This is a genomic window from Oleidesulfovibrio vietnamensis, from assembly GCF_055388115.1.
This window is the reverse complement of record NZ_AP042419.1, coordinates 1153801-1180231: the sequence shown is the minus strand read 5'-3', so window position 1 is coordinate 1180231 and position 26431 is coordinate 1153801. Positions and strand designations below refer to the sequence as shown.

The window sequence follows — 26431 nt, the reverse complement described above, 5'->3', positions numbered from 1 at the left end:
GACCGTGAAACGCAGATATATATGCCGGAACAATGCCGTGCCGGACTTCGGCAGAGCCGCTACCGGCGCGGAACAAAGAAAAAAACGTATCCGGCGCAAAACAGGCGCGGAGCACATGCCCCATGCGGTGTACAGCCCTGTGTGTACATACTGCCCGGAAAAAACGCCGGGCGGACAGAACGCGGAGCGCACCGCTGCGTCCGCGGCGATGATGCATGGCTGACATGATGCGTACCGTACCATATGCCGGGGCAACGGACAGCAATTCCACCGGCGCCGAACCTGTCCATGCAGCGGACAACACCTTGCCTTCTCCTGCTTTTCCGCCCACCGGCAACAGAGTGCGGGGGCTTGCCGCCCGGACTCCGCAACCGCCGGCCCCGGGCAGATACTGAAATAAACTACAGGATTCACGCATACGCCATATCCCGCCTGCGGAGCAAGCAAGTTTTCCCCCCGTACGGTTCCTGCGGGCATGCCGGTCAGAACCGCACGGACAGACATATACCGGACCATCAGAAAAAGCACGTACAACCCCCGGCGCCGCAGGTCAATACTCGCTGCAGCTGCTGCCGCACTGTGCTCAGTCTCCGGCGGCACCTTCCGCGGCACATGCCTTCTGCGCATGTGCCTCTCCTTGCGTTTTTCCGGTGCTCAGCTCGCCCGATCCCGACGCCCCCGCCAGCAGCACCCCCGCCAGAACCAGCCCCACCCCCGCATACTGGGCGGACGAAAGCCGCTCGCCCAGAAAAATATAGGCGAACACCAGCGTGGATACCGGAATAAGGTTGGCGAACTGAATGACCACCGCGGCTTTTATGCGTGTAAGCGCGTAGTTGATGACAAAATAGACAAGAAACGTGATGCCCAGCCCCAGATACAGAAGCGACCCCGCAACCTGAGGACTGAACAGCACATGTGCAGGCGGCAGCGGCTGCATGAGCGCACCGGGCACAAACAGCACCGTGGCGCCGAAAACCTGTACTCCGGCAAGGTACATATAATGATAGCGTGCGCACAGATGCTTGACGCTGAGGGCATAACAGGTTGACGCCAGCACGGCGCAGAAAATAAAAAAGTTGCCCAGCAGCGGTGCGGGTGCCTGATCGCCCGCCGTTGCCAGAGCAGAGACCACGACCACCCCGCATACCGCGCACGCTATGCCCGCCAGACACCGCCGCCCGATTTTTTCACGGTACACAGCAAAGGCCCCCAGCGCCACGGTAAGAGGCACACAGGCGACAATCATGCCTCCCTGCGAGGCCGATGTGTAACGCAGCCCCAGAGTCTCGAACGTGAACAGCAGAAACGGTTCGCAAAGCGCAAGCAGAAGCAGCACCTTCCAGTCCCCCTTGCGGTAGCACGGAGAAGGAATCCGCTTCCACAGCAGCAGGTACAGCAGCGACGCCAGTATAACCCTGCCCAGCAGGATATGCTCCAGCGCCAGATGCTCCTGCACCACCTTGAGCACGATGAATCCGCCGCCCCAGACGATATGAACCACGGCCAGCGCCGCAAGAATCATTCTGTAAGACATGATGAAGGTTCCTGATATCCTGTTGAATGAACCACTGCGGACACGGGTGAAGACCGGCGGAAAAGCCGCGCTGCTGTTCCGTGCCGCCCTGCGGAATGTTATGAAAAATGTATGAAACCTACCGGCAGGACGGCACATGCGGCGGCATGATACCGCCGCATGTGTCCGTGACCGGTCAGAAGGATATCCACTGCCAGTAGGTGGCGCCCACCACCCACACGGCGGCGGCTGCGCAGATCATGCGCACCGCCATGATGGCCACCAGATAGCGCATGCGCACATAGCCTGTGGCAAACATTATAAGCGCGGCGGCCAGTTCGTAAGGGAACAGAAACTGATCAAGGCCGTAGAAGAAGCTGTACAGCAGCGGCTTGATTTCCAGCCCGAGGCTGGTGGCTATCTCGGCCAGAGGAATACTGAGCGAGGTGGCCGCTGCCACGGGAGTAAGCGCAAAGTTAGCCAGAATACCGGTAAGATAGGCCAGCAGCGATGTGGCGGAAAGACTGTCCACAGTTTTGAGATACGGCACGATTTCTGCCGCCATAAGTGCCGGTATGCCCAGACTGCCCGCCACAATACCGATGGCCATGCAGCCCACGATAAAGAACAGGATGGAAAACTGGACTTTTTCGACATCTTCTTTTTTCAGCAGGCTGAAAAGCGGCGTGAATCCCAGCAGCACCACCCCCACAAAAGCGTAGTAGCCGGGCACACCGTGCAGGCGTTCTGTGGCAAAAGCGGCCAGCGCCAGCGCGGTAAGCAACAGGGTTTTGCTTTCTTCACGGCTCATACGGCCCATCTTGTGCAGTTCGTCATGCGCATGGCTGAGGCACTGCTGCATGTAGCGCCCCAGTTCGCGCGAGCCGAAAACATGCAGTATCCCCACGCAGGCTGCGGCCACCAGCAGCGAAAACGCCACGTTTTCCACAAAAAATCCCAGCCATTCGATGGGCACGCCCATTTCCTTGACCATAAGCAGCCCCACTATGCCCACGTTGTTGGGCAGATAGTTGGTGGCAGGCACAGTGGCGCCGAAAAAAGCAGCCATGATAAGCGTGGTGGACGCAACGGAGCCTTTTTCAAGCTTCATGCTGGCGCACATGCCCGAGGCTATGGTCATGAACAGAATGGTGACTGTGATGACATCGGGAATAATGGCTCCGATGACATACCCCGCAATGATCATGGCTATGTACAGCCGCACGGGCGTGGTGCCGATGCGCGTGATGGCCAGCAGAGCTATGCGGTTTGAAAGGCGGGTCCGCTCCATCAGCACACCGATGAGCATGCCGCACATGCACACCCAGGGAATGGGAGTTGTCCAGCCCACAAAGGCGAGGTCGGGAGAGCTGATCCCCGTCACCACATAGGCTGTCATCAGCAGTACGGCCGTGGCAAACATGGGCATCAGCTCAAAGGCGAATGCGGCAATGGCGAAAATGGTCTCGAACCAGTACAGGGTGAGACGGGGGTTTTCGGGATTATGCAGCGCAAAAGCGCCGGCACCGGCAATGCCCGCCACCAGCAGCCAGTTACGCAGAGATTTGTTTGATATGAACATGAGCAGGCTCCGTTACGATCTGATGTAGCGTTCGGCCGCCAGCGCCGCAACGGTGCCGTCCGCCATGGCCGTGGTTATCTGCCGGTAGTGCTTTTCGTTTATATCACCCGCGCTGAACACGCCGGGCACGCTGGTGGCCATATGTTCGTCCACCACTACATAGCCGCCGCGGCTCAGGGTCACCACGTCTCTGAACAGATCGTTATTGGGGCTCTGTCCCAGAAACACGAACACGCCGTCCACGGGTACCGTCTCGCGCACGCCGCTTCCGGTGTGCTCCAGCACGGCGGCCTTCAACGAGTCATTCTCCACTATCAGGTCATGCACCACGGTCTGCGTACGGGCATCCACCCTGCCTGTTTCCAGCAGCGTGGACTGCGTGGACTGCGCGGCAAAAAAACGGTCCATTTTTTCCACAAGCGTTATGTGCTCCACACCTATGCCCAGCATGTACAGGCTTTCGTCAAAAGCACTGTTGCCGCCGCCCACCACCAGCACGCGGCGGCCTTTGTAAGCGGCGCCGTCGCATATGGCGCAGTGGTGCACCTGTTCACAGCCGGTGGGCACATCAAGCGGCACGGGCTTACGTCCGGTGGCCAGAATGACAGCCCGTGCCTGAAACACCGCCTCATCCGTTTCCACGGTTTTCACCTGACCGGCAAGCGAAACAGATTCTATTTCGCACACTTCCTCCACTGTCACGCCCAGGCTGTCCACGTGGTCACGCATTTTCTGCATCAGTTCCATACCGTGTATGGCCGGATACGACGGAAAATTTTCGACAGTATATGTGGAATTGACCAGCCCGCCCGTGACGCTTTCTTCAAGCAGGGCCACATTCAGGCTTGATCTGGCAGCATAAATGGCGGCGGTCATGCCCGCAGGTCCGCCCCCCAGAATGACTATATCGACCTGTCTGGATTCTTTCATGATGCGTATCTCTTTTGAGCGCCCGCATGCCCTCCCCGGACAATGCGGGCGGTTGCATATGCAAATACGGCTACGCCGCGGCGAAAAACGCCTTCATTTCCTTGGGATTCATCAGTCCGGCCTTGCGCGCGGCCACGGCGCCGTTCTTGATGACAATAATGGTGGGCGCCCGTTCCGCCTCCAGCCTTTCCACAGTGGCGGGATTTTCCTCGCTGTCCATGCTGAACAGGGCCACATCGGGATTTTTGGCGGCAAACTTTTCGAGCACTTTTTCCATGTTCTTGCAGTGCGGGCACTGCTTTTTGAAAAAGATGACCACGCCGGAGGCTGTGGCGGCCAGTACCTGTTCAAAGTCTGCGTCGGTAAGCTGAGTAAACATGAATCACCTCTGATATGATATCATCCGCCGCCGGCAGACCATGCCGGCGGCGCGGGTATTTTGCGGAGTTAGGTCGTGCGCAGCCCGCCAATGACCAGCTTGAGCTTCTGCAGCAGTTCTTCGGCCACTTCGGGCTTCTGCGCGGCAATGTTGTTCAGCTGGAAGGGGTCGGTACGCCTGTCATACAGTTCGTTATGTTCCGGCATCTGAACCTTGGCTCCTGCGGTGCAGGTCCACATCTCCTCGGACATTTCCTTGTCGGCGCCTTCCACGCAGTCGGCGCGGTTCTTTTCGTCTTCGCTGACAAGCCAGTGCACATAGCTGTAGTCTTCGGTGATGATGGACCACGACATGCCGTAATATCCTGCAATGGCGTACTCGCGCACAGAATCGGCCTCGCCCCGCATGAGCGGCAGCAGGCTTTCGCCCTGCATGCTCTCGGCGCCGAATGTGTTCATGCCATGATCGGACACACCGTCTTCGGTGTCGGCCAGATTCATCACATCCATGATGGTGGCGGTCACATCCACATTCTGGACAAAAGACGATATGCGCTGCCCGCCCTGCACACCGGGAATGTGCATAAGCAGAGGTACGTGCACCAGTTCTTCATAGGGCCACGGGCGCGACTTGCGCATGATGCCGTGCCCGTGTTCACCGTTGCCCATGGGCTGCCCGTGGTCGGACATGACCACAACCATGGTCTCGTCCATCAGTCCCTGTTCGCGCAGCGAATCAAGAATGCGTCCCACCCATTTATCCACCATGGTGATTTTTTCCATGTACAGGGCGCGCACATGTTCGCATTCGCGTTCGGAAATGCGTCCTTCCACCGGTGTCCACGGAGCCAGCAGAATGGGGTTTCCTTCGTAGTCGGGGTCGTACGGGCAGGGAGTGCCTTCCCATACTGACGGCGGATCCCAGGGCTCGTGCGGATCAAAGGAATCCACCCACAGGAAGAACGGACGGCTTTTGTCGCGCCGTTCGCGCAGCCAGTATTCCGTCCGGTTCATCACCTTGGCCACATAACTGTCGGCGTCACTGCGGCGGTGCTGCATCTGACGCAGAAAACAACCTATCTCGTCCAACAATTGCTTGCTGTCATCATCAATCAGGTTGCCGTCCTTGTCCCAGACCATGGAAGGCGACGTGAAATCTTCCGGCTTGAGAGCCGGATCCAGCGGCATGTCGGCAAAGGTGGTATGATCGAGTTCCTGCCCGGGGCAGAAATCCACATAGTCAAAACCTCTGGAATAGCCGAACTTGGCAAGGCGCATGGGAGCGGTGTCATAAATGAGCGCGGTCTGCACATTGCGCCCCCAGAGGATGTCGGTGATGGTGGTGTCGTCGCCGGAAAGGGGCTTCCACCCGCCGTAAGGCAGGGTGAAGCGGCCGGTCATCAGCGCACGGCGCACCGGAATGGTAGGCAGCCCTTCGCTGTAGGCATTTTCAAAAAGAACGGACTGACGGGCGAACCTGTCCAGGTTCGGAGTCTTGACCTGCTTGTTGCCGTAGCAGCCCAGATAGTTGAACTGCAGGGTATCCAGCATGATCATGACTACGTTTTTGATTTTACTGCGGTCAAAAGTCATGAAAAACCCTCTGCTTGCTTGATTGTGAAAAAGCTCACCGCAGCGTGTTCCCTGTGCCGGCCAGATGGCCGCGCGCGGCCTGTCAGGGGTACGCGTACGACGCTTTCGCGCTATGTGATGTTTTTCACATAACCACGAACAGAGGACGCAGTTCTGTCTCACAAGAGACAATACGCAGAAAATTTTGCAGAACGCGCAAAAGACTGACACAAACAAAAAACGCTGCGCAATTCTGTGCGCAGCGTTATGTCACTGTAAGAAGCAGGCGGGAAAAAACGCAGGGCCTGCCAAAATGCTGCCCCGAGGCGGCGGAGCAAAACACATATACGGATGCAGGCTTACCAGCCTCAGGTCATGTGCCTGCCGGAACAAGCCCGTCCGGCAAGGGCCTGCGGATCATTGATCTCAAGAGTCCGGCGTGAAAATTTACCCACGATACCCGCCTGCCGCAACTCTCTGATCACTCTGCACAGCGAACTGCGGTGTATGCCCAGCATGGCCGCGGCATCGCCCTGAGAAAGTCCCGGACTGCAGACCCTGCGGCAGCCGTGCTGTTTCCACTGCTGGTACAACCACCGGCACACCCTGCCGTCCACCTCCACCAGCCCCGAATCAAAAAGCTGGGCGAAAAAAGCCCCCGCCTTGATGCCCAGCGAATGAACAAGACTGCGGATAAGATGCGGATGAGAGCGGTAAAAGTTTTCATCCTCAAGCAGCTTCATGGGAAAGCGGGCAACTTCGCAGGGTTCCAGCGTACGCAGACTGTGCTGATGCAGGGCCGAAAGATGCAGGTGGGCTATTTCACCGAAAAGTGTACCCGCGCCGATTATCATCACCACCCGCTCGTGCCCGTCTTCGGCAAGGCAGGAGAGTTTAAGCGAGCCGCTCACGAGCAGATAAAAATCAGACGGGTCGATGCTGGTCAGTTCGTACCCGCGGGGCAGAGAAGAACACACCCCGAGGTCAAGCACGGCTGCCCACTCGCGGTTCACCCCTTCTATGGAAAAAAGCGCTTCTCTGCTCCGGTTGTCATTTTTTGTGCTATCCATGTCTTGCTCCTGTCTGCGTGCACATGCGGTGTTTTTTTCTGCATGCACAGCCGCCGATGCAACACGGATATCAGACTATACAGCCGCAGGCCACAGTATGCCGTGGCCTGCCCGCGCGGAGTGCATATACTTTGACGGACAACTTGCGGACTATAATTGAATACTCGCTGACGCGGTTGCATAGTAAGCATAGTTTGCTATAAAGAATAGACAATCAGAGTCCCAATTATCAAAAGGGTGGTAATCAATGTCTCTTTTCTCCTCCAGCAAGCTCGGTTCCGGTACGCGCACCGGTGGCGGAGCAACGGCTGCGCCCGCCGGCGTCACAGGGGGGCTTGCCAGCGGCATCACCTCCGGCAGACTGCCCACACGGCAGCTCGGCCTGCGCAAAACTGCCAAGATAACCGACGAAGAATTCGAAAAACTGGCCGACTTCATTTACAACAAAACCGGCATCAGTATTTCCATCAAACGCAAATACCTGCTTGAAAACAGACTCGGCGCGCGCCTGAGTGAGCTGGGTCTGAAGACATTCAAAGAATATTACGACTATCTGCAGCTGGACAAGAACAGAGCGGCGGAAATGGAGGTCATCTGTGAAAAGGTGACCACCAACGAAACCAGTTTTTACCGCGATGCGCGCCAGCTGGGCATCTTTCAGAACGAAATACTGAAAGAGACTCTGGCCAAGCAGGAAGCACTGGGCCGCAAGGAACTGTTCATATGGTCCGCCGGCTGTTCTTCGGGCGAAGAGCCTTACACGCTTGCTATCATGCTGCACGAGGCGCTGGGCATGTCCATCATCGGATGGAACATACGCATAACGGCCAATGACCTTTCGCCCGCCATGCTGCGGCTGGCCCGTGCCGGCGTGTATACCGACTATGCCCTGCGCACCACGCCTAAAGGCATCATAGCAAAATACTTCGACAAGGTTGATGCAGGCTATCAGGTGAAGCCCCGTGTGCAAAAGCTGGTACAATTCGGCCCCGTCAATCTGAGCGACCCTGCGTCCACCCGCCGCGTACCCCGCTCGCACATTGTCTTCTGCCGCAATGTCATCATCTACTTTGATGATGCCATGAAGAAAAAGGCCATCACCGCGTTTTACGACAACCTGCTGCCCGGCGGTCACCTTTTCCTCGGCCACTCGGAAAGCATACACAAACTTTCCACGGCGTTCAGGCCGTGCCAAAGCCCGGTGCCATCTGCTACAAAAAGGAAGAGTAAGCCGCCTGTTGCGGCACGGGACAGGAAAGCAGGAACCGCCATGTTCCCGCTTACGCCTAGTGACAATTTTCCCCGCCACGGAGGGACGGCATGAGCCAAAACGCATCAAACGACCACATGGCCCTTAGCGAGGACTATGCTAGAAATTTCTTCACATATGCCGATCCGGACAACGAAGCCATGCTTCAGCTGTACCGCATCGGAGTTTTCCGCACGGCAAAAGCGCTCTCTGCAGGGTGGATAATGCCCGACGAGGACGCCCGCACCGCGCGCAATCTGGAATACCTGCGTGACAACTTCGAACCGGGCGACGTGTCCGTGGGAGAGCTTGTCTCCAGCGAAACGCAGCTTGCCTCGTTTCCGGACATCTACTTCCGCATCCGTAAAGTGCTCGATTCGCCCAACAGCTCGGCTGACGACATCAGCCGCGAAATCAGCAACGATCTTGGTCTGACAGCCAAGCTGCTCAAGCTGGTGAACAGCCCGTTTTACGGTCTTGCACACACCGTCGAGGATGTAAGCCACGCCATAGCCATAGTGGGAGTGGAAGAAGTTTCCACGCTGGCGCTGGGTATATCCGCCATCAATGTGTTCAAGGATATCCCGCAGGAACTCATCGACATGAAAGCCTTCTGGAAGCATTCTGTTAGCTGCGGCGTGTTTGCCAAGCTCATCGCTTCGCGCATAGAAGGCATGAAGGCCGACAAATTTTTCACCGCCGGTCTGCTGCATGATGTGGGCAGGCTGATAATCTTTAAAAAAATGCCTTACGCCTCGGTTCAGCTGCTGCTGTACGCCCGCGAAAATCAGCTGCCGGTGGTGGAAAGCGAAGAAGATCATCTGGGCTTTGACCACACGCAGGTGGCCAAACAGCTGCTTACCGAATGGAAGTTTCCGGCATCCATGGTGGACTGTCTGGCTTTTCACCATGCCCCTTCGCAGGCGCAGGACCAGCTTGCGGCTTCAATTCTGCAGCTGGCTGACAATATGGCCAATGCCATGGAAATATCTTCCGGGGGCATGTACCTGCTGCCCGGCATGGAAGAAGGAGCATGGGAACGCATTCCCCTGCAGGGTGATGACCTTGTGGAAATCGTCGGACTCTTCGACTCGCATATCGAGGAACTCTTCAAAGCCATTCTGTAACAGATTCAGGCAGAAACGGAGCGGCCGCACTGCCGCTCCGCTCTGCCCCAACCCGCTGCAGCAGCACCACATGATGCGGAGCGGACGGGCGCCAGACTTGACACGGCGCCCCAGTTCTGGGATTCACTCGCCATGAGCAGTAAATATGATGTCCGCTTCATAAACCCGTTTCTCAGCGCAGTCATTGACGTGCTGGGCACCATGGCCATGGTGCAGGCTACGCCGGGCAAGCCATATATCAACACTAAAAGAGTAGCCGTGGGTGATGTTACCGGCCTTATCGGCATCAACGGTCAGGCCACCGGTGTCATTTCGCTCACGCTTGAAGAAAAATGCATTCTGCACATCGTCAGCAACATGCTGGGCGAAGAGTATTCACGCATCAACGATGACATAGCCGATGCCGTAGGCGAACTGACCAACATGATCGCAGGACAGGCCCGCGCGCACCTTGCCAACGAAGGGCTGAAGTTTCAGGCTTCCACCCCCACGGTCATCATCGGAAAAAATCACACGCTGAGCCACGTCAACAAAGAACCCATTCTCGCCATCCCCTTCACCACGCCTCAGGGGCAGCTGGTGGTGGAAATGTCCATAGGCGCCATCGAAGAATAGCCGTGCCGGACATTACCATAGCCACAGAACGCTGCATCGGCTGCGCAGAGTGCGCGCGCGACTGTCCCACAGGCATCATCCGCATGGAAAACGGCATACCCGCCGTTGCCCCGCGGAGGGAAAAACGCTGTATCGGCTGTCTGCACTGCGTTACCGTCTGTCCCTGCGGTGCTCTTTCTTTCCGCGGTGTAACACCCGAATCCTGCACCCCGCTCAAAAACCGCTTTCCCCAACCCGAAGCGCTTGAAATTCTGATGAAAGGCAGACGTTCTGTCCGACGCTTTCTGCCCGAAGCGGTGGACAGCGCACTCATCCGCAGAACCGTTGACGCCGCGGCGCATGCTCCTTCGGGCAAAAATCAGCGGGGGCTGCTGTTCACTGTTGTTGATGACCCGCAGACCATGAACAGACTGCGGCATGACACCGTGGAAGCCGTGCGTGAAGCTCTCGCAGACGGGTGCAGCCATCCGCAGACCGCATTCTTTCAGGCCGCGCTGGCCCGCTGGGACACGGGGACCGACATCATTTTCCGCAATGCCCCCCATCTGCTGTGGGTAACGGCGCCGCGCACAAACACCACCGCACAGGCCGATGTTCATGTTGCACTGACGTATTTTGAACTGATGGCCGCTGCCTGCGGACTGGGTACACTGTGGTGCGGTTTCGCCACCTGGGCCATGAGCGAAATAGCCCCCCGCATAGCCCGCGGGCTGGGCATACCCGAAGCCCATACGTCAGGCTATGTCATGTTGTTCGGCAAACCGGCCGTATGTTACCACCGCACTGCGGAACGCGGCTGCGATGGCTTCAACCGCGTGGTCTGGCCTCCGGCCACATAACACTGCCTTTTCTGCCCGCGTGCCGGACGCATGCGGTTTCTGAGCGGCTGCGCCGGCTGGTGCGCGCAGCTTGAGCAGACACCCTTTGCAGACAATGAATAACGGCAGCACGTTATACATCAAAAAGTAAAAGTGCCGCAACGCCTGTTGCAATTGCCGCTTACATGTGTATTCTCAGCGGCCCATGCGTACCCTTTTTTTACCCCTCATGACTGCTTCATGTCCCTGCCTCCGGTTTCATGCCGTCCGTCTGCCGGTACTGCTCTGCATCATGCTGTTTTTTATTGCCTGCGCGCCCCTGAACGGCGCAGCCGAAGAAAAACCGCTTCCGCGGTCAATTGTGGCCGGAGCAATCATAACTCCCCCATGGATCATGGGCACGGAAGAAGCCCGCACGACCGGATACTGTACCGCCGTGTTCACGGAGGCGTTCAGGCGCATACAGACAAGGCTCATCACCCTGCCCATGACAAAACCGCGCCTGCAGAACTCGCTTGCAAAGGGAAAAATCCATGCAGTGCTGTGTTCTTCGCGTTCATGGCACCCCAATCTGACATTGCCCATGGCAGAAAGCCTGCCCGTCGGACAATCGGGCAATATAATCCTGATGCGCAGAAGCAGCGCCGTTCCTGTCCGTTCGCCGCAGGATCTGGCTGGCAGAACCATGGCCGCACGGCTGGGGTACTTTTTTCCCGCAGAGTACGAAGAAGCCTTTAAGCGGCGCACCATACGCAGGGTGGATGTGACAAGCGGACTGAGCGGGCTGCATATGCTGCTGGCGGGAAGAGTGGATGCTGTCATCATGGAAGAAAACGAAGCTGAATGGCTGCTGTGGCAGGAAAAGCAGGAACATGCCGTGGTCATCGTCTACCGTTTTTCTGCGCTTACCCCGCTTGCTCTGCTGCTTTCAGGACCGGAGCAGCGGCTCATGCCGGCTGTCAACAACGCGTTGCGCCACATGCAGCAGGACGGCACCATACAGGCTCTGCGCACCCGCTATCTGCAGAAGCATCTGGAATCCATTGACTGAAACAGAAACCGGAGCGGCTGCCGCTGTCAGCTGTGTGCGTGGGGTTCGCCCCCGTGCGGGTGGGCGTGTGCGTGATGGTGGGGCACCATTTCCGGATCATGCACAAGGTGTCCGGCTTTCAGAGTAAGATACTGTGACACCGTACGGTGCAGAAAATCCCAGTCGTGAGATATGATAATAAGAGCGGCGTCCAGACTGTTTAAAATATCAATAATATGCAGGCCTGTTGCCGGATCAAGACCGTTTGTGGGTTCATCAAGCAACAGTGCGTCCGGCTGCATGGCCAGCACCGCGGCCAGAGAAACAAGCTTTTTCTCACCACCTGACAGTCTGTGTGTCAGGCGGCTGTCAAAGCCCTTCAGCCCCAGCGCGGCCAGTGTCTGCCGCGCATGTTCCGCGGCCCGTTCAGGAGCCATGCCCAGATTGAGCGGCCCGAATGCCACATCTTCCAGCACGGTGGGGCAAAAGAGCTGATCGTCCGCATTCTGCAGCAACAGGCCTATCCGGCTGCGCACCGCGCGGAAGTCTTTTTCCGACCGGACGCTGCGTCCTTCGAACAGCACTTCACCCTGGCGGGGGCACACCAACCCCATTATGGTATGCAGAAAAGTGGTTTTACCCGAACCGTTCGGGCCGTACAGCCCGAGGCGGTCATGGCGGTGCAGCGCAAAATCAATACCGGCCAGCACGTCATTTTCCGCTCCCGGATACCGGTAACGGACCCCGCGCAGTTGCAGCAAAGCAGTTTCAGATGACATGCAGCCCTCCGGCAAATTCCGCATAAACAAGCATACAGGCCGCCACAGCCGCACCGCAGCCGAAAACAACATCACGCCGGTGCAGCCGTAAAGTGCACAATGAATGAAAACGACCGTCAAACCCGCGCAGAATCATGGCTTCGTACACCCGCTGCGACCGGTCGAGACTGCGCAGGATGACCATGCCCAGCATATTGGCCAGAGTACGGTATGTATGCAGTCCGGTACCGGGCACAAACCCGCGCAGCCGGGCGGCCGTGCGCAGGCGCTCATATTCCTGCAGCAGCACATGCACATAGCGGTACGTGAAAAGAAAAAGAAACACCAGCTTGCGCGGCACCCCCAGCCTGCACAACGCATGCCCCACAGCCGCCGCGTCCGATGTGGCCACACAGGCAATGAAAAGCAACACGATGGCGTTGGATTTCAGAGTGACAAGCAGCGCCATGTCCACCCCGGCGCGGGATACCGCGAATACGCCTTCATCCGTCTGCACACCGCCGTATGTAAAGGGCAGCACGACCCACAAAAACAGCACAAAGACATTCACCGCCGCAAGACGGCCGAGCAACGGCCGCACGGGCGGTCGCGACCACACGGCCAGAAAAGCCGCCGCGCACAGCGCCGCCAGCGCCACATCGCGGCGGGCGGCCACGGCAACAATGCACGACAGCACAAAAGCCGCGGTCAGCTTTATGCGGGGATCAAGACGATGCAACAGGCTGGTGCCGCGGCTGAAAGGTTCATCAAACATACATGGTCCGGTCAGCGCCTGCGGCTTTTAAGATACGCGGCAATGCCGAACAGCCCTGCAAAATATCCCAGACCGCCCAGAATGTCGGCAAACCCCGGCCCTGATTCATGCTGCTCCACCAGCATGGTGCGCACGGGAGCAATCTTGCGCTCCACAACTTCTTCCACCACCTGCCGCAGCAGCGCTTCATCAACGCTCACATGGCCGCCCTGCGCGCCGGCGGCAGCACCGGCCTGCCGGCTGCCCGCCGCGCCCCGGCCGGAATACGTCACTCCGGAAGCTGCGGCATCACGCGGCGCTGCCTCCGCAGCGTATTCCCCGGCCTGCACTATCCATGAGTCCTGATGCCCTTCTCCGGCAAGCAGAGTGATGCGCAGATCGGCTTTCTCTTTTTTGGCAGCATCCGGCACGGTAAAGACAAATATGCCATTATCATCCGTCACGCCGCGCAGAAACTCGTCCCCGTCGGCTTTGTCGGCCACCACCACTGTGCCGCCCATAACCGGCCGCGATTTGCTGTATCCGGCCTCCACAGTTATCCGGTCGCCCTCGGCATAAGCAAATACGTTCACCCGATGCGCCTGTGCCGGCAGCGCCGTAAGCATCAGCAACATGACAACGCATATGCAGCCCGGCCGCAATTCAGTCCGCAATTTCATCTGCACCTCCTTCTATCCGTGCACTCAACGCTGTTTTCCGGCATTCATATGCAGCACTTCAGGCCGCGCGCGGGCCAGAAACGAAACAGTAAGAGCGGTGATGATGCCTTCCACCACCATGACGGGAATATGCGCCACCAGAATCATGCCGGCAGCATGGCGGAAGCCTTCATCAGAAAACGCAAGACTTGCCGCTGTGAACAGCCCTGCAAACAGCACGCCGCACGCCCCGCAGCAAAAGCCGCCCAGCAGCCGCCAGCGCCCCTGCCTGCGCATAAGCGGAGAAAAAAGATAGAAGCACAGCACCGCGGCAGAAGCCATGGTTGCCGTGTTCACGCCCAGAATGGTCAGCCCGCCGTACTGAAAAAGCACGGCCTGCAGCAGCAGTGCGGTGAATATGGCCGGAAAGGCCGCCCAACCGAGCACTGCGCCCAGCAGCCCGTTAAGAATAAGATGTGCGCTGGCCGGCCCCACCGGTATATGGATAAGCGATCCCACAAAAAAAGCGGCCGAAAGCAGCGCCACGGTCATCAGGCGGTCATAGTCCATCCTGCGCAGTCCCGCCGCGATGCCCGCCGCCGCCACGGCGGCACCGCACAGCAAAACCGGTGCCGAAAGTACCCCTTCCGATATGTGCATGCCTTTCGTCCTTTTGCTGAAGCACCGGACATTCCGCCTCTGCGCAGTCCGGTAAAAAAAGTGCGGCGGCCGGAGGTGCGGCCGCCGCACTCGTCAGGTGCATAGCGTTATTTTTTCATCGGTTCAAGAAACTCTGTCCACAATACGGCCCCGAGTTCAAGGTCTTTTTTCGGGTAAGCGGATTAAATGGTTGATCTTACCTTTGCATGAGAGTGAGACAGACCGGCATCTCATCGGATTATCTGGTTGATGCTTCACCTACTGCTGGTGCATGTTTCCTTCGCTAATTCCAGCAAGAACCCCACACGCCTCAACTTCCCGGTCATCGTTGCAACTCGCTCTTAGTGAAACGAGTTGTTTCTCAAGCGCCTGTAGAGCGGTTATCTGCGAGCGCACATGAGAGATGTGATCATCGAGCAAGGCATTGACGGCGGTACAGGACTGATGAGGGTCGTCCTGATAGCGCTTTAGTTCGTGAATCTCAGCCAGTGACAGGCCCAGGATTCTGCAGCGACGGATGAAGGCCAGCCGCTCAACGTGTTTCTCGGTATAGACACGGTAACCGTTCTCCTGCCGACCAGGCGGCGGCAACAAGCCCTGCCGTTCGTAGAAGCGGATCGTCTGTGTATCTACCCCTACTGACTGTGCCAACTGACCAATACGCATCAGGTTCCTCCGCAACGGATTCTCTACGCTATTGACATTATAGCTACTATATAGTTTTAAATGAAAACCCGATCACATTCAAGTGGAGTCATATCATGAGTAAAAACTGCGGAGGCCCCTGTGGCGACCATGCAAGGCCTGCGGCGGATACCGATATGCAGGCCTCCTCCGAGGCGCCAGGGAGATGGGTCAGTGTTTATGCCGTGCCGAAGATGGACTGTCCATCAGAAGAGCGCATGATTCGCCTGGCCCTGAACGGCGTTGAGGGGATTCGGGCACTGTCCTTCGACTTGTCGAACCGCCGGTTGAAGGTCGTGCATGACGGCGAGGCTGAGCCCATTACCGCGAAACTGGCGACCTTGGGGCTAGGCGCCTCGCTTCAGGAAACCGTCGCTGCAAATCCGGAGACCATCAAGGCCGCCGAGTTTTCGGCAGCTTCTGCTAAGCAAGAATCCGGGACCCTGCGCTGGTTGCTCGGCATCAATGCACTTCTGTTCGTGGTGGAAATGACTGCCGGTCTGATCGCCCAGTCCACCGGCCTGATTGGAGAATCCCTGGACAATTTTGCCGATGCGGCGGTGTACGGGCTTGCCCTTTATGCGGTTGGACATAGCGTGAAAATGCAGGTACGTGCCGCGCATCTGGCAGGGGTACTGCAACTGATTTTGGCTATCGGCGTACTCGTCGAGGTGGTGCGACGCTTTGTTTTCGGTAGTGAGCCTGAATCGCTGATGATGATGGCGATCGCCTTCGTCGCATTGATTGCCAATACCAGTTGTCTGCTGCTCATATCCAAACATCGGGAGGGCGGGGCGCACATGAAGGCAAGCTGGATATTCTCGGCCAACGACGTGGTGATCAACCTGGGGGTCATCACCGCCGGCGCTCTGGTCGCGTGGACCGGGTCCAATTATCCGGATCTGATTATCGGCACCATCGTGGGGGGCATTGTACTTAACGGTGCCAGACGCATTTTGGCGTTGAAGGGTTAAATAATGCTCATTATTGGCAAAAAGCTCTCGCCGTATGCCCTATTGTCCATATCGGGCCTGCTGGCAGCGTCTGATCAGGCCGTAAAATGGCTGGTGCAACAATCAATGGCCTATGGCGAGTATGTTTCGGTGACCCCGTTCTTTAACTGGGTACACGTATGGAATACCGGTGCCGCATTCAGTCTTTTTGCGAATGGTGGAGGCTGGCAGCGCTACTTATTTATCGGAATCGCGGTAGTGGTCTCGATTTTTCTGATCAAGCTGATCCTTGAAAATCGTCATAAAGGAGAAGCCATCGCTTACAGTCTTATCCTCGGTGGCGCCATGGGCAACCTGATTGACCGGGTCTTTCGCGGCTATGTTGTGGATTCCTTTGATTTCTATTGGCGAGACTGGCATTGGCCGGCCTTCAACCTGGCTGATATTGCAATTGTCCTCGGTGCCTTACTTTTCGTTTCCAGCAGCTTGTTGGGTAAAAAAGCAAACACCAATGCCGAGCCGGATGGATCTGACTGACACCTACGCCTATACAACACCATGACCGAACTTCCCGACAACATCCTTCACCTGCCGCAATACCAAGTACTGGGCTGCAAATCAACCGACGACGAAATGCACTTCCAGGTGGACGTGCCCGATCCCATCGCCTGCGAGGAATGCGGCGTGCAGGGTGAGTTCGTACGGTTCGGCAAGCGTGACGTTCCCTATCGTGATCTGCCTATCCACGGCAAGCGGGTCACTCTCTGGGTGGTCCGCCGCCGATACACCTGCCGGGCCTGCAAGACAACATTCAGGCCCCAGCTACCGGAGATGGTGGACGGATTCCGTATGACACTGCGGCTGCATGAGTACGTGGAGAAGGAATCCTTCAACCACCCCTACACCTTTGTGGCGGCACAGACCGGCCTGGACGAGAAGACGGTGCGCGACATCTTCAACGCCCGCGCCGAGTTCCTGGGGCGCTGGCACCGCTTCGAGACGCCCCGCATCCTGGGCATTGACGAGCTATACCTGAACAAGCGCTACCGCTGCATTCTGACCAACATTGAGGAGCGAACCCTGCTCGACCTGCTGGCCACCCGCCGCCAGGACGTGGTGACCAACTACCTGATGAAGCTGAAAGACCGGCAGAAGGTCGAGATCGTCAGCATGGACATGTGGAACCCCTACCGGGCAGCGGTCAAGGCTGTGCTGCCCCAGGCCCGTATCGTGGTCGATAAGTTCCATGTGGTGCGCATGGCCAACGATGCCCTAGAGAGAGTGCGCAAGGGCCTCAGAAAGGAGCTGAAACCGTCCCAGAGCCGGACTCTCAAGGGAGACCGGAAAATCCTGCTGAAACGCGCTCACGAAGTCTCAGACCGGGAGCGCCTCATCATGGAGACCTGGACAGGCGCGTTCCCGCAACTGCTGGCCGCCTACGAGCACAAGGAGCGCTTCTACGGCATCTGGGACGCCACCACACGGCTCCAGGCAGAAGCCGCCCTGGACGAGTGGATAGCCACCATCCCGAAGGGCCAAAAGGAAGTCTGGAGCGATCTGGTCAGGGCAGTGGGAAACTGGCGCGAAGAGACCATGACCTACTTCGAGACGGACATGCCCGTCACCAACGCTTACACGGAGTCCATCAACCGACTGGCCAAGGACAAGAACCGTGAAGGGCGCGGTTACTCCTTCGAGGTGATGCGGGCACGAATGCTCTACACCACGAAGCACAAGAAGAAGGCACCGACTGCGAAGGTCTCTCCTTTCTACAAGAAAACCATCGGTTACGGACTGCCGGACTTCGCAGAGGAACTCAACTACGGAGTCGATCTGTCAACCATCTGAGGGTGGTATCAGATTGATGGGGTGAAGGTGCCCCATCAACCATTAAATCCGTATACCCCTTTTTTCTCGCCGTTGTAGTCAATTTTTTCAGGAGCAGTATTCAGTGCGGCAAATCCCCACCAGCCAGCCCACGGCACGGCATATGTGAACACGCCGTCCGCGTCGGTCAGTACCGACTGCGTAACAAAATATTCGTTGGGAGCGGCATATCTGCCTTCTTTATTGTAATACTCCACCTCCACCACAGCACCGGCCACAGGCTTGCCTTCCATCAGTACCCGGCCCTGAAACACATTACCGGCGTAGTTTGCAAAAGGCCTTGTCAGCGGCACTATTTCAGTGCGCAGACCGGCAGGAACGTCCCAGCCTTCCTCTTCGCCGAAGCTGGCCACATAGGTTTTGGTAAGATGCTGGATGTAACAATCTTCGGCCGGTTCCCAGTACAGCCGGGGGATGACATAAAACTGGGCCACGCCCGGACGTTTGATCTGGTACTCAGCTTTCCACGCCTTGTGCCCCATGACGGTGGCAGCTTCCAGCCCGCCGGTCAGGTCGGTTTTACGGCCGTCGGCAATCACGGCAAATTCCTGCGGGGCGGCCATATCCATGCCCTGCAGTTCCATGGGGTGAGAAAAAGACACCTGAAGGCTGAGAGCGGCCTGATCTTTTTCCACCGCCACAGAAGCGGAAGGAATAACCATGCCGAAGTGTGCCAGTGCCATGCCGTATGTGGCCGCTACAAGCGAACATGCAACCGCACCGCGCACCATGGCGCGCCGCAGAACACCCTTGCCGTTTACCCGTGAAAACCAATGTACCATACCCGTTACCTCCGGTTGTGCGTGTGGCTGCCCAAGCTGGTGGCAGAAAATAAAGCGCATCACACCTGCGCCCGCATGGTGTTACGCAATCGCTTTACATAACACCCGCTCACACTACTGCCCGCAAGTAATACTGTCAACGGGGACAGCGCATCATGTCGGACACATTACAAAAAAAAGAAAGGAGCCGGAGCTCCTCTCTTTTTTTGTATATCCGGTATGGCTGTCAGGCGCTTTGGCCTGCCACGCCCACCAGCCAGACAGTGTACGCAGCATATGCGCACAGCAGTGCGGCCCCTTCCAGCCTGTTGATGCGGCCCGCGCGGCGCACGGGGTATCCCATGACAAAAAGCGCCACGGTAAAGCCGCCCATGACCAGCAGATCGCGTCCCAGGGCGGACGGGTCCACCTGCATGGGCTGCACCGCTCCGGCTATGCCCACAACAGCCAGTGTGTTGAACAGGTTGGAGCCCACAACGTTGCCCAGCGCTATGTCGTGCTCTCCGCGACGGGCGGCAGCCAGCGAAGAAGCCAGCTCGGGCAGCGAAGTGCCCACAGCCACAATGGTCAGCCCTATGACCAGATCGCTCATACCCAGCGCCACGGCTACTTTCATGGCACCCCACACAAGCATGCGCGAGCTGATAATGAGCAACACCAGTCCGGCGGCTGTCCAGCCCAGTGCGGCCTTGAGCGCCAGCGGCTGCGTACCGGCCTGCTGTTCCATCTCCTGCCCGAATGCGTCGCGCGTGGAATGCATGCCCTGATAAACAGACCACCCCACAAGAACAAAAAACACGGCGAGCAGCACCAGAGCATTGGTCCTGTCCAGCGAACCGTCCCACAACAGTGCGGCGGTAAGCAGTGTCACCCCGATAAGAATGGGCAGCTCCTTGCGGAGCACCTGAGAGCTGACCATCACAGGTCCCAGAACGGCAGTGGCGCCCAGTATGAGACCTATGTTGGTTATATTGGAGCCGTAAGCGTTGCCCAGCGCGATGCCGGGGGTTCCGCTCATGGCGGCCATAAGTGAAACAAGCATTTCAGGCACGGAAGTGCCGAAGCCCACAATGACCATGCCGATAAGCAGCGGAGGCATGCCGAAATGCCGTGCCGTGGCGGAAGACCCCAGCACAAAACGGTCTGCGCTGTACACAAGCAGCACAAGACCTGCCACAATAGCAAGAATAGGAAGCGTCATCATTACCTCTGCGGATCACCCGCGCTGATGTTGAATCATGCCGGAAACGCCGGCCCGCTTGAAGCAGGCGGATGCCCGTCCGCCTCTTCCGGCAGCGGCCTGCACGGTGCAGCTCCCCGTACACTGTGCGGCCCCTGACAATGCACAGCTGTTAAGCATACCCTGTGCACATGGCAAGGGAACGCCGGTAAAAAAACAGCCGGCACACCCCACACCGCGGCCTTGCATGCAACATACACGGCGCAGTGCGCGCGGGACTTGCCAAAAGACCGTCTGCGCGCGCAAGATAGCCGTCACCTGTCACATATATCATATAAAAAAGGAGTCCGCAGTGTCTTCTATGCAACACATTGTCGAACTGACAAGCGATCTCATCCGCTTTCCCAGCATGCACTCCAGACCGGAGCAAATCTCACGCTGTGCCGGTTTCATCATGGACTGGTGCGCACAGAACGGCATTCATGCCGAACGCATGGACCACGACGGAATTCCCTCCGTTATGGTGCTGCCCGAAAAAGGCAGGGCGGGGCTGCTGCTGATGGCCCACATAGATGTGGTGGACGCGGAGGAGGACCTGTTTGTTCCGCGTGTGGAAAATGACAGATTGTACGGACGCGGCGCCAATGACGACAAGTATGCCGTGGCGCTGGGACTTGTCATGTTCAGAGACCGGCTGAACGCCCTGAAGGCCGCCGGACGCAGCCAGAAGGACATGGCGCTGGGGCTGCTTATCACCGGCGACGAAGAAATAGGCGGCATGAACGGCGCCGCCAAAGCCCTGCCACTCATCAGGGCCGACTATGTGGTGGCGCTGGACGGCGGTAATCCGCAGCAGGTCATCACCAAGGAAAAAGGCATCATCGACATAAAGCTGACCTGCACGGGAAAGGCGGCCCATGGCGCCCGCCCGTGGATGGGAGTGAACGCCGTTGACCTGCTGATGGAGGACTATACGAGGCTGAAAACGCTGTTTGCCGAAGAAAATGAGGACCACTGGCACCGCACGGTCAATCTGGGCAGAATACGGGCCGGAGAATCCACCAACAAGGTGCCCGACGTGGCGGAAGGCTGGTTCAACATCCGCGTGACGGAACATGACGATCCCGGAGCACTGATTGACAAAATACGTAAAACAGTCTCGGGAACGGTCAGCATTGTGCGCACAGTGCCTGTTTTTCTGGCTGCAGACAGCCCCTACACAGAAAGACTGCTGGCGTTGTCCGGTGCAACGGCGGGCAAGGCCCACGGAGCAAGTGATGCCCGCTATCTGGGCGAAAACGGCCTCACGGGCGTTGTATGGGGTGCAGAAGGCTTTAACACCCTGCATTCACGCGATGAGTGTCTGCACATTCCCAGTCTGCAGAGCATCTACGACCCGCTGATGCAGCTCGCCCGCGAAATGGAGGAGCATGCCGCAGTTTGAGTGTTCAGCTAAGGGGTTAGACAGCGGCGCTTTCCTTCGTCACATTTTTGTGATATAATTGACCGGATGACGCCACCCCGCCGTCTGCCCGGCAGGCGGCGGGGAACCATACGGCAGAACACAACCATCTTTCTTTCCGGGAGGCTTGCATGCTGAAAAAACTCTTGCTGTTCACGCTGGCTGCGGTTGCACTGACAGCCTATTCGCTCACCCCCCAGTCTGTTCTGGCGGCGCCCAAACAGGGCGGAACGCTGGTCTTTGCCCGCGGTGCAGACAGCCCCGGTCTTGACCCCGCATATGAGACTGACGGCAACTCGTTCATGGTGTGCGACAACATCTACGACGCACTTGTGGGCTTTATGCCCGAATCCACTGCGCTTACCCCCTCGCTGGCCACATCGTGGGATATTTCCGAAGACGGCATGACCTATACCTTCCATCTGCGCGAAGGTGTCAGCTTCCACGACGGCACCCCCTTCAATGCCGATGCCGTTGTCTTTTCACACGGACGCCAGATGAAAGACAAAAGCAAAGCCAAATTTTTCAGCAAGCAGTGGGGCTGGCCCGAACAGGCTCCCGCTGCGGAATACTGGCTTTCCATGGAAATGGACGACATCATCGAATCCATTGAAGCAAAAGACGACTACACCGTGGTGTACAAACTCAAGCGCCCGGAAGCTCCTTTTCTTGCCAACATGGCCATGGACTTTGCCGACATAGTCAGCCCCACCGCCGTTCTCAAGCATGGTGCCGATTACATAACCAACCCCGTGGGCACCGGTCCTTTCAAGTTTGTCTCGTGGCAGAAAAACGACCGCATCACCCTTGAACGCAACGACGGCTACTGGGACGGCGCCCCCTACCTCGATAAAGTCCTCTTCCGCGTCATTCCCGACAACTCGGTCCGTTTTCTCGAACTGATGTCCGGCAATGTGCACATCTGCCAGTACCCCAACCCCGAAGACGTGGAACTGGCAAAAAGCAACGGCAACCTTGAAGTGATCACCCAACCCGGCATGAACGTGGGCTACCTGTCATTCAACCACACCAAGGAACTCTGGCAGGATGCGCGCATCCGCCGTGCCATCGCCCATGCAGTCAACAAGCAGGCCATAGTGGACAACATCTACTACGGCATGGGTGTTCCCGCGGTGAACACCATTCCTCCCACCATGTGGGGCTACAACAATGACATCACCGACTACGAATACAACCCCGAAAAAGCCCGCCAGCTGCTGAAGGAAGCCGATTTTGAAGGCAAACTGAAAGCCGCCGGACAGGACAGGATAACCCTGTGGTGCATGCCTGTGGCACGTCCCTACAATCCCAGCGGCATGAAAGTGGGTGAAGCCATTCAGGCCGACCTGAAAGCCGTGGGCATAAACGTGGAACTGGTGACCATGGAATGGGGAACCTACCTCAAAAAGCAGCGTTCGCAGGATCCGGGCATGGACCTGTTCCAGCTGGGCTGGACCGGTGACAACGGCGACCCCGACAACTTCCTTGCCATCCTGCTGGACGGTATGGCCGACCCCAACGTGCGCACCCAGTGGAAAAACGAAGAATATCACCAGCTGATGGTGGACGGAAAGCGCACCACGGATCAGGCCAAGCGCATTGAAATCTACAAAAAGGCGCAGGAACTTATCCATCAGGAAGCTCCCATGATCAACATGGCGCATTCCATCGTGGCACAGCCCCAGCACAAGCGCGTGCAGGACTTTAAACTGCACCCGACAACCAGTGTATACCTGCACAAGGTATGGCTGAAGTAGCCCCACAGGCAGACCACGACATGTGAACCATCTACCGGCAGGGGCGCGCAACCGCCCCTGCCGTTGTATTCAACGGGAAGAGCATTGCTACATTTTCTGATAAAAAGACTGCTTCAGGTCATTCCCACAGTGCTCGGCATATCCGTGCTGGTCTTTTTCATGATCCACCTTGTGCCGGGAGACCCTGCGGAAATGATGCTGGGGGAGCGTGCCAACGAAAAAGCCCTGACGGAACTGCGCCAGCAGCTGGGGCTGGATAAACCCCTGTATGTTCAGTACGGACTGTTCATGTCCAGACTGGCACAGGGCGATCTGGGCCGCGCACTGCGAACCAACGAAAAAATAACCACCGAGATAGCCACACATTTTCCCGCCACGCTGGAACTGGCGCTGGTGGCCATAGTATTTGCCGTTACGCTGGGCATGCTGGCGGGTATTGTTTCCGCCACGCGCCAGTATTCGCTGTTCGATTACGGCTCCATGGTGCTGTCGCTCATCGGGGTTTCCATGCCTATTTTCTGGCTGGGGCTGGTGCTGATGATCATATTTTCAGTCAATCTCGGCTGGCTGCCGCTGTCGGGCAGGCTTTCCTATGACATCACGCTGGAGCCTGTAACCAATCTGTACCTTATCGATTCCATCATTCAGGGCAACTGGGCGGCTTTCAAAGATGCTCTGCACCACATCATCATGCCGGCCTTCACCCTGAGCACCATTCCCATGGCCATCATCGCCCGCATGACCCGGTCAAGCATGCTCGAAGTGCTGCGGCAGGATTACATACGCACTGCCAAAGCCAAGGGGCTGTCGCCGCGCGCCGTGCACTACAAGCACGCCCTGCGCAATGCGCTCATCCCCATTGTCACCATCATCGGGCTGCAGTTCAGCATTCTGCTGGGCGGCGCCATACTTACAGAAACCATCTTTGCATGGCCGGGCATAGGGTCGTGGCTGCTCAATGCCGTGTATGCGCGTGATTTCAACGCGGTACAGGGCGGCACCATGCTTATCGCCACGCTGTTTGTGCTCATCAACGTGCTTGTGGACCTGCTGTATGCTGTCATCAACCCGAGGATCAAGGTGTAGTCATGTCTCAGGTACTTACAGGCACCACCGCTGCCCAAGAGGAAAAATCACACACCCCTCTGGTCGAAGCCATGCTGAGGCTGCACAAAAACCGCACAGCCATGGCCGGACTCGTCATTGTGGGCATATTTGTATTTCTGGCCTTGTTCGGCCCGCTTATAGCGCCGCATGACCCGCTGGAACAGTCACTGTACAACAAGCTCAAACCGCCGGTATGGGATGCCAGAGGCAGCATGAGCTTTTTTCTGGGAACCGATGATTTCGGCCGCGACCTTCTTTCGCGCCTCATACACGGCGCCCGCATTTCCATGCTTGTCGGGGTGGTATCGGTATCCATCTCTTTGTTTTTCGGCACCATTGCCGGTGCAGTGGCCGGTTTTTACCGTGGCTGGGTCGATGTCATCATCATGCGCGTCATGGACATTCTGCTGGCTTTCCCCAGCATTCTGCTGGCTATCGTCATTGTGGCTTTTTTAGGCCCCAGTCTGGAAAACGCCATGATCGCCATCGGCATCGTATCCATTCCGCGTTATGCCCGCATCGTACGCGGCAGTGTGCTGGAAGAATATTCCAAAGACTACGTGCAGGCCGCCCGCGCGCTGGGAGCCTCCGACTTCCGTCTTATTTTTCAGCACATTCTGCCCAACTGTCTGGCGCCGCTCATCGTGCAGACCACGCTGGGCTTCGCTTCCGCCATTCTGGAGGCGGCAGCCCTCAGCTTTCTGGGGCTGGGCGCGCAGCCTCCGACCCCGGAATGGGGGGCCATGCTGGCCGGCGGCCGCGCATTGATTCTGCGCGCATGGTGGGTGGTCACCTTTCCGGGCATCACCATACTGCTGGCCGTTCTCGGCTTTAACCTGCTGGGCGACGGGCTGCGTGATGCGCTCGACCCGAGACTGCGCGATTAGGGGGCACAATGTCTGAACCGCTTCTTTCCGTCGAAGGCCTTTCGACTTACTTTTATACCGACAGAGGCGTTGCCAAAGCCGTGGGTGATGTCAGCTACTCCATCAACCCCGGAGAAACACTGGGAGTTGTCGGCGAGTCGGGCTGCGGCAAAAGCGTCACCGCGCTTTCAGTCATGCGGCTCATTCCCGAACCGCCGGGCAGAATAGTCTCCGGCAAAATCATGTTTGACGGTACTGACCTGCTGAGCCTGTCCGAAAAACAGATGCGCCATGTCCGCGGCAACAAGATATCCATGATCTTTCAGGAACCGATGACATCGCTCAACCCCGTGTTCCGTGTGGGTGACCAGATTGCCGAAACCCTCATCCTGCATGAAGACCTGAGCAAAAAAGCCGCCCGCGACAGGTCGGTTGAACTGCTGAAAAAAGTGGGGATTCCCTCTCCTGAATCCAGGGTGGAAGATTACCCGCACCAGATGAGCGGCGGTATGCGCCAGCGCGTGATGATAGCCATGGCGCTGGCATGCAACCCCAAGCTGATCATCGCGGACGAACCCACCACCGCGCTGGATGTGACTATACAGGCACAGATACTTGAGCTGATGGATAACCTGCGCGAGACAACCGGCACCGCCATTCAGCTTATCACTCATGATCTTGGCGTGATAGCGGAAACAGCGCATAAAGTTGTGGTCATGTACGCCGGACGGGTGGTGGAGCAGGCCGAAGTCCGCGAGCTGTTCAACAACCCTCTTCACCCCTACACGCGCGGCCTCATGCGCTCCATCCCCGGACTGGGCGCACATGCGGACAAGGAACGTCTGGAAACCATTCCGGGCATGGTTCCTTCGCTGCTCAACCTGCCGCAGGGGTGCCGCTTTCATGACCGGTGCAGACACGCCTTCGACCGCTGCCGTCTGGAAGAACCCCAGCTTGATCCGGCAGCCGACGGGCATCTTGTACGCTGCTGGCTGTGTCAGGAATAACCGGTGCCGTCGGCATTGCGCCGGCTGA

Annotated in this window: 25 protein-coding genes and 1 pseudogene; 13 read left to right on the top strand and 13 right to left on the bottom strand. The window is 57.7% G+C overall.

The window, feature by feature from the left end:
- Positions 1 to 583: 583 nt before the first annotated feature.
- The 6 genes from ACZ5D1_RS05030 to ACZ5D1_RS05005 form a co-directional block, all read right to left on the bottom strand.
- Positions 584 to 1537 carry a DMT family transporter gene (locus tag ACZ5D1_RS05030; protein WP_464556121.1) on the bottom strand — a complete coding sequence of 318 codons (954 nt, stop codon included), beginning with the start codon at positions 1535 to 1537 and terminating at the stop codon, positions 584 to 586.
- Between the two features lie 175 nt (positions 1538 to 1712).
- Positions 1713 to 3098, bottom strand: coding sequence for an SLC13 family permease (locus ACZ5D1_RS05025; protein ID WP_011367222.1), 1386 nt, complete (start codon positions 3096 to 3098; stop codon positions 1713 to 1715).
- Positions 3099 to 3110: 12 nt separating this feature from the next.
- A complete protein-coding gene (locus ACZ5D1_RS05020) occupies positions 3111 to 4028 on the bottom strand; it encodes an NAD(P)/FAD-dependent oxidoreductase (protein WP_464556119.1) in 918 nt (305 codons plus the stop codon).
- A 70-nt stretch (positions 4029 to 4098) separates the two neighbouring features.
- Positions 4099 to 4407 (bottom strand): thioredoxin family protein, encoded by a 309-nt coding sequence (locus ACZ5D1_RS05015; RefSeq protein ID WP_011367220.1) that lies wholly within the window; start codon positions 4405 to 4407, stop codon positions 4099 to 4101.
- Between the two features lie 68 nt (positions 4408 to 4475).
- Positions 4476 to 5999 (bottom strand): sulfatase, encoded by a 1524-nt coding sequence (locus tag ACZ5D1_RS05010; protein ID WP_011367219.1) that lies wholly within the window; start codon positions 5997 to 5999, stop codon positions 4476 to 4478.
- 347 nt (positions 6000 to 6346) lie between these two features.
- Positions 6347 to 7048: a Crp/Fnr family transcriptional regulator gene (locus ACZ5D1_RS05005; RefSeq protein WP_011367218.1), complete on the bottom strand. Its 702-nt coding sequence runs from the start codon at positions 7046 to 7048 to the stop codon at positions 6347 to 6349.
- Between the two features lie 247 nt (positions 7049 to 7295).
- Here ACZ5D1_RS05005 and ACZ5D1_RS05000 point away from each other — a divergent pair.
- The 5 genes and pseudogenes from ACZ5D1_RS05000 (at position 7296) to ACZ5D1_RS04980 (ending at position 11908) form a co-directional block, all read left to right on the top strand.
- Positions 7296 to 8278 (top strand): annotated as a pseudogene (locus tag ACZ5D1_RS05000) (CheR family methyltransferase).
- Between the two features lie 90 nt (positions 8279 to 8368).
- On the top strand, positions 8369 to 9424 hold the full coding sequence (locus ACZ5D1_RS04995; protein WP_464556116.1) for an HDOD domain-containing protein: 1056 nt from the start codon (positions 8369 to 8371) through the stop codon (positions 9422 to 9424).
- 132 nt (positions 9425 to 9556) lie between these two features.
- Positions 9557 to 10039 (top strand): chemotaxis protein CheX, encoded by a 483-nt coding sequence (locus ACZ5D1_RS04990; RefSeq protein ID WP_011367215.1) that lies wholly within the window; start codon positions 9557 to 9559, stop codon positions 10037 to 10039.
- Between the two features lie 2 nt (positions 10040 to 10041).
- Positions 10042 to 10878 carry a nitroreductase family protein gene (locus ACZ5D1_RS04985; protein WP_464556114.1) on the top strand — a complete coding sequence of 279 codons (837 nt, stop codon included), beginning with the start codon at positions 10042 to 10044 and terminating at the stop codon, positions 10876 to 10878.
- A gap of 271 nt (positions 10879 to 11149) precedes the next feature.
- The gene (locus ACZ5D1_RS04980; protein WP_464556112.1) at positions 11150 to 11908 is read left to right on the top strand and encodes a substrate-binding periplasmic protein; all 759 of its coding nucleotides are present in this window, start codon (positions 11150 to 11152) and stop codon (positions 11906 to 11908) included.
- A gap of 26 nt (positions 11909 to 11934) precedes the next feature.
- On the opposite strand, the gene ACZ5D1_RS04975 is transcribed toward ACZ5D1_RS04980, so the two are convergent.
- From ACZ5D1_RS04975 to cadR, 5 genes are all read right to left on the bottom strand, one after another.
- On the bottom strand, positions 11935 to 12666 hold the full coding sequence (locus tag ACZ5D1_RS04975) for an energy-coupling factor ABC transporter ATP-binding protein (RefSeq protein ID WP_464556110.1): 732 nt from the start codon (positions 12664 to 12666) through the stop codon (positions 11935 to 11937).
- Positions 12656 to 13420, bottom strand: coding sequence for a cobalt ECF transporter T component CbiQ (gene cbiQ, locus ACZ5D1_RS04970; RefSeq protein WP_011367211.1), 765 nt, complete (start codon positions 13418 to 13420; stop codon positions 12656 to 12658). Before cbiQ ends, ACZ5D1_RS04975 begins: the two co-directional genes overlap by 11 nt.
- Positions 13421 to 13431: 11 nt before the next feature.
- Entirely contained in the window at positions 13432 to 14079 is a 648-nt protein-coding gene (locus ACZ5D1_RS04965) for a hypothetical protein (RefSeq protein WP_027181926.1), read from the bottom strand.
- Positions 14080 to 14103: 24 nt separating this feature from the next.
- Complete coding sequence (gene cbiM / locus ACZ5D1_RS04960; RefSeq protein WP_011367209.1) at positions 14104 to 14718, bottom strand: cobalt transporter CbiM; 615 nt, start codon at positions 14716 to 14718, stop codon at positions 14104 to 14106.
- Between the two features lie 258 nt (positions 14719 to 14976).
- A complete protein-coding gene (gene cadR / locus ACZ5D1_RS04955) occupies positions 14977 to 15384 on the bottom strand; it encodes a Cd(II)/Pb(II)-responsive transcriptional regulator (protein WP_464555494.1) in 408 nt (135 codons plus the stop codon).
- 95 nt (positions 15385 to 15479) lie between these two features.
- On the opposite strand from cadR, the gene ACZ5D1_RS04950 reads away from it, so the two are divergent.
- From ACZ5D1_RS04950 to ACZ5D1_RS04940, 3 genes are read left to right on the top strand one after another with little or no spacing between them, the layout of a single operon-like run.
- Positions 15480 to 16376, top strand: a complete 897-nt coding sequence (locus ACZ5D1_RS04950) for a cation efflux transmembrane domain-containing protein (RefSeq protein WP_455697331.1) — start codon at positions 15480 to 15482, stop codon at positions 16374 to 16376.
- A gap of 3 nt (positions 16377 to 16379) precedes the next feature.
- The gene (gene lspA, locus ACZ5D1_RS04945) at positions 16380 to 16892 is read left to right on the top strand and encodes a signal peptidase II (RefSeq protein WP_455697330.1); all 513 of its coding nucleotides are present in this window, start codon (positions 16380 to 16382) and stop codon (positions 16890 to 16892) included.
- 21 nt (positions 16893 to 16913) lie between these two features.
- On the top strand, positions 16914 to 18203 hold the full coding sequence (locus tag ACZ5D1_RS04940) for an ISL3-like element ISPpu12 family transposase (RefSeq protein WP_004574636.1): 1290 nt from the start codon (positions 16914 to 16916) through the stop codon (positions 18201 to 18203).
- 35 nt (positions 18204 to 18238) lie between these two features.
- Here the strand turns inward: ACZ5D1_RS04940 and ACZ5D1_RS04935 are convergent, their stop codons facing one another.
- Together ACZ5D1_RS04935 and ACZ5D1_RS04930 are read right to left on the bottom strand one after the other, a co-directional pair.
- A complete protein-coding gene (locus tag ACZ5D1_RS04935; protein WP_464556108.1) occupies positions 18239 to 19024 on the bottom strand; it encodes a DUF4198 domain-containing protein in 786 nt (261 codons plus the stop codon).
- A gap of 226 nt (positions 19025 to 19250) precedes the next feature.
- Positions 19251 to 20228 carry a calcium/sodium antiporter gene (locus ACZ5D1_RS04930; protein WP_234703602.1) on the bottom strand — a complete coding sequence of 326 codons (978 nt, stop codon included), beginning with the start codon at positions 20226 to 20228 and terminating at the stop codon, positions 19251 to 19253.
- A 337-nt stretch (positions 20229 to 20565) separates the two neighbouring features.
- Between ACZ5D1_RS04930 and ACZ5D1_RS04925 the strand changes: the two genes are divergently transcribed.
- From ACZ5D1_RS04925 to ACZ5D1_RS04905, 5 genes are all read left to right on the top strand, one after another.
- Positions 20566 to 21648, top strand: coding sequence for a M20 family metallopeptidase (locus ACZ5D1_RS04925; protein WP_273194444.1), 1083 nt, complete (start codon positions 20566 to 20568; stop codon positions 21646 to 21648).
- Between the two features lie 149 nt (positions 21649 to 21797).
- Positions 21798 to 23423, top strand: coding sequence for an ABC transporter substrate-binding protein (locus ACZ5D1_RS04920; RefSeq protein WP_027181921.1), 1626 nt, complete (start codon positions 21798 to 21800; stop codon positions 23421 to 23423).
- Positions 23424 to 23507: 84 nt separating this feature from the next.
- Positions 23508 to 24509, top strand: a complete 1002-nt coding sequence (locus tag ACZ5D1_RS04915; protein ID WP_011367204.1) for an ABC transporter permease — start codon at positions 23508 to 23510, stop codon at positions 24507 to 24509.
- Positions 24510 to 24511: 2 nt separating this feature from the next.
- On the top strand, positions 24512 to 25417 hold the full coding sequence (gene nikC, locus ACZ5D1_RS04910; protein WP_011367203.1) for a nickel transporter permease: 906 nt from the start codon (positions 24512 to 24514) through the stop codon (positions 25415 to 25417).
- An 8-nt stretch (positions 25418 to 25425) separates the two neighbouring features.
- Positions 25426 to 26403, top strand: coding sequence for an ABC transporter ATP-binding protein (locus tag ACZ5D1_RS04905; protein ID WP_011367202.1), 978 nt, complete (start codon positions 25426 to 25428; stop codon positions 26401 to 26403).
- Positions 26404 to 26431: the final 28 nt, after the last annotated feature.